This is a genomic window from Microbispora sp. H10836, assembly GCF_012999525.1.
Taxonomy (GTDB): domain Bacteria; phylum Actinomycetota; class Actinomycetes; order Streptosporangiales; family Streptosporangiaceae; genus Microbispora.
Map to the genome: position 1 here is coordinate 399,360 of NZ_JABBWU010000004.1, position 9,254 is coordinate 408,613.

Sequence of the window (9,254 nt, forward strand, 5' to 3'; positions counted from 1 at the left end):
CGGTTAGTCTCCCGGCATGGATCTCGAATTCCGTACGGCCCGGCGTGAGGACGTCCCCGTCATCGTGGCGATGATCAACGATGACCCGATCACGGCATCCCGGCCGGCTTCCCCGGGGGAACCGGACTACCACGCCGCCTTCGAGGCGGTGGACGCCGACCCGCGCAACGAGCTGATCGTCGTGGAGTCGGGCGGCGAGATCGTCGGCACCATGCAGCTCACCTACATCCCCGGGCTGTCCCGCCGGGGCGGCGAGCGCGCCCAGATCGAGGGGGTCAGGGTCGCCGTGCCCCACCGCAACCGGGGGATCGGCCGGGAGATGATCCGGTGGGCGGTCGGGCGGGCCGGAGAACGCGGCTGCGCGCTGGTGCAGCTGACGTCCGACAAGGCCCGCACCGAGGCCCACCGCTTCTACGGCTCGCTCGGCTTCACCGCCTCACACGAGGGGTTCAAGCTCGCTTTGTGACAGCGGGGCGACGTCGACGAAGTTGTCGTGGTAGACCGCGCCGCGGCCCATGTCGGCGTCCCGCTCGTCCACGAGCGCGTTGGGGTTCGCGCCGGCCGACAGCTTGGGCCAGTGGCCCTTCGGCGCCGCCACCACCCCCGGCGCCACCCGGTCGCTGACCTCCACGTACGCCCTGAACTCGCCGTTGCCGTTGAAGACCCGGGCGGCCTGCCCGTCCACGAGGCCGCGGGTGGCGGCGTCTGCCGGGTTGACCAGCACGGTGGGGCCCTTCGACCGCTTGCGCAGCTCCGGGTTGTTGGCGAACTGCGTGTTGAGGAACGTGTGCGCGGCCGGAGTGATCATGACGAGCGGGTGCGGCCGGTCGGCGGGAGCCGTACGAGCCGTGAGCGAGGGGACGTAGCCGGCGACCCGCGGCAGCCCGTCGGCCTCCGCCCTCTCGGAGGCGAACTCCAGCCGCCCGCTCGGCGTCGGGAAACCCTCGGTGAACGGCACGAACGGGTCGGCCACCCGGAGGCGCGCCCAGCCCTGCTTGCGGATCTCCTCCACGGAGATGCCCACCTGGGAGAGCGTCTGCTCGGCCAGTTCGAGATCGGTGTCGTACAAAGACGGCTCGGTCAGGCCCATCAGCACGGCGAGCCGGCGGAAGGTCTCGGTCGTCGAGAGGCACTCGCCCGGCGGCTCGACGGCGGGCTCGTTCCACACCATGTACATGTGCCCGTAGCCGTGGTGCACGTCCAGGTGCTCGATCTGCATGGTGGCGGGCAGCACGTAGTCGGCGTAGTCGACGGTGTCGGTCGGGAACTGCTCCATCACCACCGTGAACAGGTCCTCCCGCGCCAGCGCCGCCCTGATCCGGTTCTGGTCGGAGGTGGAGCCGAGAGGGTTGGCCGCGTAGACCCACAGGCACTTGACCGACTCGTCCAGACCGTCGGCCAGCCGGGTCATCGTGAGCGTACGCACGGGGTGCGGCAGCAGGTCGTCGCGGGGGTCGGGGCCCGCGGGGGCGTACCCCGAGGTGGAGTAGGCCACCCCGCCGCCGGGGTACCGCCAGTCGCCGGTGACACCGGGGATGCAGGCGATCACCCGCATCGCCGCCCCGCCGCCCGCGTGCCGCTGGATGCCCATCGTGGCCCGGATGCCGGTCGGGCGGGTGTGCGCGAGCCGTACGCCGAGGGCGCGGATGCGTTCCTCGGGGAGACCGGTGATCTCCGCCACCAGCGCCGGGGGATGCCTGCGGATCTCGGCCTCGAACTCGTCCCAGCCGGTCGTGTGCTCCTCGATGTACGCGCGGTCCTCGGCGCCCTCCTCCAGCACGACGTGCAGCAGGCCGAGGGCGAGTGCGGCGTCCGTACCCGGCCGGATCGGCAGGTGCTCGTCCGCCTGGTCGGCCGTACGCGTGCGGATGGGGTCGATCGCCACGACGTACGCCCCGGCGGCGCGGGCGTCCTGGACGAACTTCCACAGGTGGTGGCCGCTGGTCAGGGTGTTGGTGCCCCACAGCAGGATCAGCCGCGACAGGGCGAACGTCTCGGGGTCCATGCCGCCGGGAGTCCCGTTGACGTACCGCAGCCCGTCGTTGCCGGCCCGCGCGCAGATGTTGAGGTCGTGCCGGGACGCGCCGAGGGCGTTCCAGAACCGCCGCCCCGCATTGCCCGACTCGCCCTGGACGTACCCGAGCGTCCCGGTTCCCTGGTAGGGCCAGATCGCCTCGCCGCCGTGCTCCTCGACGATCGACGCCAGCTTGGCGGCGATCTCCGACAGCGCCTGGTCCAGGCTGATCCGCTCGAACCGGCCGGAACCCTTCGGACCCACCCTCTTCAACGGGTGGAGAACGCGGTCGGGCGACCGCACCTGCTCCAGGTAGCGGTTGACCTTCACGCACAGGGCCCCGCGCGTGTAGGGGTGGTCGCGGTTGCCACGCAGCCCGGCGGCCGCGCCGTCGCGTACGGTGACGACCCAGGAGCAGGTGTCGGGGCAGTCGAGCGGACAGGCGCCGAGGACGGGTAGCGACGTGCTCATGGCATCGACGTTAGCGTGCCGGCCACGGGCGGGCTCTACCGGATTTCCCCGACGTACGCGATGTTCGCGGCGTCCTCGGGATCGGTGCTCGGCGTCCCGGCGAACCAGGCGTCCAGGATCTCCGTCAGAACCTGCCGGGAGGTGAGGCGGAGACTGAGCGCGAGCACGTTGGCGTCGTTCCATTCGCGGGCGCCCGCGGCGGTGGTGGCGTCGGCGCACAACGCCGCCCGCACCCCCGCCACCTTGTTCGCCGCGATGGACGCGCCGGTGCCGGTCCAGCAGCAGACCACGGCCTGGTCGGCGCGGCCCTCCGCCACGTCCCTCGCGGCGGCGGAGCAGCACCATGCCCAATCAGCCCGGTCACCGGGGGCCAGTGCTCCATAGAGTGTGACTGAATGGCCGCGCTGTTCCACCTCGGCCGCAAGCACCGACGCGATCCCGTCGATGCTGTCCGAGGCCAGGGATATACGCATACCGTCAATTGTGGACACCGAGTGCGAAGATCGCACAGAATCGCTGGTGGTGAGAGGCATCAAGGAGCAGGACATAGCGCTGGACACTCCTGGCCAAGGAGCTGTCCTCGTCGTCGAGCCTCTGCTGCCGCAGCGGATCCGCCGTCCTTCCGACGCACTGCGGTTCCTGCTCACGCTGCTGGCCCTCGGCGCCGTCGTGCTGCTGGCTCTGGCCCTGCAGCGCACGCTGAACGGCCTGGAGACCGACGTCCAGGCGGGTACGGGCCGCGCCCCCGACGTGCTGTCGGCCGCCGCCGGGCTGCTGGGCGGCGTCGCCGTGCTGGTCGTCCCGGTCGCGTTCGCCGTCGAACGGGTCTTCCACCGCGACGGCATGCGGGTCACCCAGGGGCTGATCGCCGCGATCCTCGCCCTGCTCGTGTCGTACGCGCTGGACGAGTGGCTGGTCAAGGCGGGCCCGGCCGATCTGGTGCAGCTGCTCACCGGCGGCAGGGAGGTCGAGCCGCTCAACACCGTGCTCACCCCCGCCATCGCGTACGCCACGGCGGTGCGGATGGGGCGGCGTCCCCACTGGCGGGCGCTCATGTGGGTCGCCCTCGGCCTCGACGTGTTCGCGCTGTTCACCGCCACCAAGGTCACCGCGCTCGGCGTGATCCTCACCTACGTCGTCGGCCTCGCCGTCGGGTTCGGCACGTTGTACGGCATCGGCAGCGCGAACACCAGGCCGCCCGGCAGCGCCGTGCTGGCCGCGCTGCGCAAACTCGGGTTCACACCGGTCAGCGCCAGGCGGGTGGAGGACGACAGCTCGGGCAGCCGCCGCTACCTGGTCGCTCTCGTCGACGACCGGCGGATCGACGTGACCGTGCTCGACCGCGACCGGCAGGTGGCGGGCGTCATCTACCGCCTGTGGCGGCGCTTCCTGCTCAACAGCGAGACCCGGCGCAGGGCCATCCGCTCGCTGCGCGCCGAACTCGAGCGCGAGGCGCTGATGGCGTACGCCGCGCAGGCCGCCGGGGTGCGGGTGCCGCGCCTGCTCGGCACGAGCGAGGTCGGCACCGAGGCCGCGCTGCTCGCGTACGAGCACGTGGACACCCGGCCGGTGGGCGACCTGCGCGACGAGGACTTCGACGACGAACTGCTGGCGCGGATGTGGGAGCAGGTCCGGCTGCTGCACGCCCACCGCCTGGCCCACCGCCACCTGACCGGCGAGAGCATCCACGTCGACGCCTGCCGCAACGTCCACCTCGTGGACGCCCGCAGCGGCGAGATCGCCGCCGGCGACCTGCTGCTGCGGCTCGACATCGCCCAGCTCCTCGCCTACCTCGGCACCCGGGTGGGTGCCGAGCGCTCGGTCAGGTCGGCGGCACAGGCGCTGGGGGAGGACACGCTCGCCGGGGCCATGCCGCTGCTCCAGCGGATCGCGCTGAGCCGGGAGACCAGGACGGCCGCCCGCCGCGACAAGGACCTCCTGCCCGCCATCCGTGAGCAGATCACCGCGCTGAAGCCGAAGGTCGAGGTGGAGGAGGTACGCCTCGAGCGGTTCCGCCCCCGGACTCTCGTGACGATCATCCTCAGCGTGATCGCGGCGTACCTGCTGCTTCCCCAGCTCAGCAAGGTCAACCTGGTCTCCGTCGTGACCACGGCCAACTGGGCGTGGAGCGGGGTGGCGCTGGCCGCGGCCGCGCTGAGCTACGTCGCCGCGGCGATCATGCTGCGCGGGTTCGTCCCCGAGCCGCTACCGCTCGGCCGCACCGTCCTGGCCCAGCTCTCCGGGTCGTTCGTGAAGCTGGTCGCGCCCGCCGCGGTCGGCGGCGTGGCGATCAACACCCGCTACCTGCAAAAGCGCGGCGTGCCGCCCGGCGCGGCCGTCGCGAGCGTCGGCGCGTCGCAGCTCATCGGCCTGGCCATGCACATCATGCTGCTGCTGCTGTTCGGATACCTCACGGGAACGCAGGCCGCGCCGTCCCTCACCCCGTCGCGCGGGCTGCTGATGGTGCTGCTGGGCGTGGCCGTGCTCTTCCTGATCGTCCTCGCCGTACGGCCGCTGCGGCGGGTGATCACCTCCCGCGTACGCGCGATGTTCTCGGGCGTGATCCCCCGGCTGCTCGACGTCGTGCAGTCGCCACGGAAGATCACCGAGGCGGTCATCGGCACGCTGCTGCTCACGCTCAGTTTCGTGATCTGCCTGGCGGCGTGCGTACACGCCTTCGGGGGCGAGGTGTCCTTCACGGCGGTCGCCGTCGTGTTCCTCGCCGGCAACGCGATCGGCTCGGCCGCTCCCACCCCGGGCGGCCTGGGGGCGGTGGAGGCGTCGCTGTCGCTCGGCCTCACGGTCGCCGGCCTGCCCTACACGGTCGCCACCTCGGCCGTGCTGCTGTTCCGGTTGATGACCTTCTGGCTGCCCGTCCTCCCCGGCTGGGCCTCCTTCGCCTACCTCCAGCGCCAGAACGCCCTCTGAACCGTCCTGCCGCCGGCATCGCGTGCCAGGCGGATCGCGCGGGCGACGAGCCGGGGGTCACGAGCAGGGGGTCACAAGCAGGGGGTCACGAGCAGGGGGCACGCGCCGCCCGCGTCGTGCCCCCGCACTCGTGGACGCTCAGTGCGCGCTGGATGCGGCCCAGAGGTTGATGCCGCACTCGACGGCGTCCTTGTCGATCGCGTCCAGCTCGTCCTGGGTGAAGTCGAGCCGGTTGGTCGCGTCGAGGCTGTCGTCGAGTTGCCCGACGCTGCTCGCGCCGATCAGCACCGACGTCACACGCGAGTCGCGCAGCGCCCAGGCCAGGGCCATCTGCGCCAGCGACTGGCCACGCTGCCGGGCGATCTCGTCGAGCCGCCGGACGTGGCGCAGGCTGTCCTCTGTCAGCAGGGACGGATCGAGCGACTTGCCCTGGGCCGCCCGAGAGTCCTTCGGGATGCCGTTCAGGTAACGGCCGGTCAGCATGCCCTGCGCCAGCGGGGAGAACGCGATGCAGCCCGCGCCCTCCTCCTCAAGCACGTCGAGCAGTCCGTTCTCGATCCACCGGTTGAGCATCGAGTAGGAGGGCTGGTGGATGAGCAGCGGGGTGCCCATGTCCCGCAGGATCGCCGCGGCCTGCCGGGTCCGCTCCGGGGAGTAGGACGAGATGCCCGCGTAGAGCGCCTTGCCCGAGCGGACCGCGTGGGCGAGCGCCCCCATGGTCTCCTCCAGGGGCGTCTCCGGATCGAAGCGGTGGCTGTAGAAGATGTCCACGTAGTCGAGGCCCATCCGCTTCAGCGACTGGTCGAGGCTCGCGAGCAGATACTTGCGCGACCCCCAGTTGCCGTACGGGCCGGGCCACATGTCGTACCCCGCCTTGGTGGAGATCACCAGCTCGTCGCGGTACCTGGCGAGATCCTGCTGGTAGACGTGCCCGAAGTTGATCTCCGCGGAGCCGTACGGCGGACCGTAGTTGTTGGCGAGGTCGAAGTGGGTGACTCCACGGTCGAAGGCCCGGCGGAGGATGGCCCGCTGGGTCTCGATCGGCTTGTCGTCGCCGAAGTTGTGCCACAACCCCAGCGACACCGCGGGCAGCCTCAGCCCGCTCCGCCCGGTCCGGTTGTACGGCATGGGCCCGTACCGGCCCTCGGCTGCCACATAGCTCACTCGGTCACTCCAACTCGGTCGAGGATCCAGGAGAGCGCGAACGCCTCCTCACGCCAGGCGTCGTAACGGCCGCTGCGGCCTCCGTGGCCGGCGCCCATCTCGGTCTTCAGCAGGAACGGGCCGCCCTGAGCGGTGGCGCGGAGCCGGGCGATCCACTTGGCCGGCTCGTGGTAGAGCACCCGCGTGTCGTTCAGGCTGGTGGTCGCCAGGATCGCCGGGTACGTCCGGCCGTCGACGTTCTCGTAGGGCGAGTAGGTCTTCATGTACGCGTAGACCTCGGGGTCGTGCAGCGGATCACCCCACTCGTCCCACTCGGTCACCGTGAGCGGCAGCGACGGGTCGAGGATCGTGTTCAGCGCGTCCACGAACGGGACTTCGGCGACGATCCCTGTGAACTCCTCCGGTGCCAGGTTGGCGACCGCGCCCACGAGCAGGCCACCGGCCGAGCCGCCCCTGGCGATGATCCGATCGGACCAGCCCCCGGCCTTGAGATGCCGCGCGCACGCCACGAAGTCCGTGAAGCTGTTCTTCTTCCTGGTCAGCTTGCCGTCCTCGTACCACCGGCGGCCCATCTCGCCGCCTCCGCGCACGTGGGCGATCGCGAACACGAACCCCCGGTCGAGCAGCGAGAGCCGGGCCACCGAGAAGTAGGGATCGATGGACGACTCGTAGCTGCCGTAGCCGTAGAGCAGGGTGGGGGCGGGCCGGCTCGTGTCCTTCCGGACCACGATCGAGAGCGGGATCCGGGTGCCGTCCGGAGCGGTGGCCCACTCGCGGAACTGCTCGTAGTCGGCCGGGTCGTAGCCGCCGAGCACCGCCCTCTGCTTCAGCAGGATCAGCTCGCCGGACCGCAGGTCATAGTCGTAGACCGACGGCGGCGTCACCATCGAGGTGTAGCTGAGGCGAAGCCGGCCGGTCTCGAACTCCGCGTTGCCGGTCGGCGCCACGTCGTACAGCGGCTCCGGGAACGAGATCTCGTACGGCTCGCCGCCGTCGCCCGGCAGGATCCTGATGCCGGTGAGGCCGTCACGGCGGAAGTGCACGCTGACGTAGTCCTTGAAGGCGTCCACATCGAGCAGCCTGGTGTCGTCCCTGTGCTCGATCAGCGGAGTCCAGCTCCCCGGATCGTCGAGGGGGGCGCCGGCGAGCTCGAAGTTCACGGCGCCGTCGTTGTGCAGGATGAGGAAGCGGTCGGCCGCGTGCTCCAGCGCGTACTCCACGCCGGTCCGCCGGGGCCGCACGACCGTGAACTCGCCGTCCGGGGTGTCCGCGTCGAGGATCCGGACCTCGCTGGTGATCTTGCTGCCCGAGGTCAGCACCAGGTAGCGCTGGCTGCGGGTCAGCCCTACGCCCACCCAGAAGCGCTCGTCGTCCTCCTGGTAGACGACGACATCCTCGGCCGAGCCGAGCGTGTGCCGGTGGATCCGGTACGGACGCCAGGCCTCGTCCACCGTGGTGTAGAAGAACGTGGAGCCGTCGGCCGACCAGGCGCCGCCGTAGAAGACCCCCGGGATCTCGTCCGGGAGCAGCTCGCCCGTCGTCAGATTCTTGAACCGAAGGGTGAAGCGTTCGTCACCGGAGAAGTCGGTCGAGTAGGCGAGCTTCGTGCCGTCAGGGCTGATCGAACTCGTGCCCATGGAGAAGAACGGGCTGTCGCCGGCGAGCTCGTTGCCGTCCAGGATCACCTGTTCGCCCGGGAGCGGCGTGCCCGGCTCCAGCTGCGGCGGACTGTCGCCGTCGGCGGCCACGCGGCACTGGATGCCGTACTGCTTGCCCTCTTCGGTGCGGGAGTAGTACCACCAGGCGCCCTTGCGGGTGGGCACCGACAGGTCTGTCTCCAGGGTCCTGCCCTTGATCTCCTTGAAGATGACCTCCTGGAGATCCTGCAGGTGGCCGGTCATCTCCTGGGTGTAGGCGTTCTCCGCCTCCAGGTACGCGATGGTGTCGGGGTCGTCCTTCTTGAGCAGCCACGCGTACTCGTCGATCACGGTGTCACCGTGATGCGTGCGCTCCAGGGAGACCTTCTTCGCTACAGGCGGCATGTCGCTCACCCGCCAAAGTCTATGTTCGGCATGGTCCCGCCAAGGCTCCTCGCTGCGGCCTGTGGACAACCCGCGGCGGGACCCGGCCTCGCGGACCCGGTGGTGGAGCCCTCGGAAGTGGCGGTGGCGAGAGGGAATAGACCCGGAGCTCCCGGCGTTCTCTTCAACTCGGGTCATGGCAGTGCCGGACCCTGGTAATCTTGTGGTGTCGGCGCGGTTCGGCGCACTCCTCTTCGATCACTTCGGTGGTTGTCTTGGCTGTGCGCGGGCTGGTCGCCGGTGTCCTTCTCTCTTTCCGGGTTGTCTGGGTCGGTGGTTTTGCGCCGGGCTGGGGGTTCGGGTAAGTTAGAGGGGTTGCCCCGGAAACGGGGTGGTCGAATTCCTGTCGACTGGCGGGTTTCGGGTCAAGTTGGTCCCGGTGGGGCGGATTTGACAAGAAACAGCGGGTCGGGAAGGATTAAGACACAACGAACGAAGCGAAACGCCCCGGAGCGTTAGGGCCTGGTGACGGGTTCTGGGTGATGGTGGTCGCGTCCGTTTCTTGAGAACTCAACAGTGTGCTAAAAGCCAGTGCATGAAATCATGCATGACCCCGTCATGACAGCACTTCGGTGTTGGTGACGGATTCCTTTGAA

6 protein-coding genes are annotated in these 9,254 nt (G+C 70.1%); 2 read left to right on the top strand and 4 right to left on the bottom strand.

Annotated features, from left to right (window positions below; genetic code table 11):
- Nucleotides 1-16: 16 nt before the first annotated feature.
- The gene (locus tag HHX30_RS11375) at nt 17-466 is read left to right on the top strand and encodes a GNAT family N-acetyltransferase (protein ID WP_169981845.1); all 450 of its coding nucleotides are present in this window, start codon (nt 17-19) and stop codon (nt 464-466) included.
- Here HHX30_RS11375 and HHX30_RS11380 read toward each other — a convergent pair.
- Together HHX30_RS11380 and HHX30_RS11385 are read right to left on the bottom strand one after the other, a co-directional pair.
- A complete protein-coding gene (locus HHX30_RS11380) occupies nt 437-2,485 on the bottom strand; it encodes a molybdopterin-dependent oxidoreductase (RefSeq protein ID WP_169981846.1) in 2,049 nt (682 codons plus the stop codon). The two genes, HHX30_RS11375 and HHX30_RS11380, sit on opposite strands and share 30 nt — an antisense overlap.
- Before the next feature lie 35 nt (nt 2,486-2,520).
- Nucleotides 2,521-2,958 carry an RpiB/LacA/LacB family sugar-phosphate isomerase gene (locus HHX30_RS11385; RefSeq protein WP_169981847.1) on the bottom strand — a complete coding sequence of 146 codons (438 nt, stop codon included), beginning with the start codon at nt 2,956-2,958 and terminating at the stop codon, nt 2,521-2,523.
- Nucleotides 2,959-3,007: 49 nt separating this feature from the next.
- Between HHX30_RS11385 and HHX30_RS11390 the strand changes: the two genes are divergently transcribed.
- Nucleotides 3,008-5,413, top strand: coding sequence for a lysylphosphatidylglycerol synthase transmembrane domain-containing protein (locus HHX30_RS11390; protein ID WP_311922320.1), 2,406 nt, complete (start codon nt 3,008-3,010; stop codon nt 5,411-5,413).
- Nucleotides 5,414-5,551: 138 nt separating this feature from the next.
- On the opposite strand, the gene mgrA is transcribed toward HHX30_RS11390, so the two are convergent.
- Entirely contained in the window at nt 5,552-6,577 is a 1,026-nt protein-coding gene (gene mgrA, locus HHX30_RS11395) for an L-glyceraldehyde 3-phosphate reductase (protein WP_169981849.1), read from the bottom strand.
- A complete protein-coding gene (locus HHX30_RS11400; protein ID WP_169981883.1) occupies nt 6,574-8,619 on the bottom strand; it encodes a S9 family peptidase in 2,046 nt (681 codons plus the stop codon). The genes mgrA and HHX30_RS11400 overlap by 4 nt, the downstream gene beginning before the upstream one ends.
- Nucleotides 8,620-9,254: the final 635 nt, after the last annotated feature.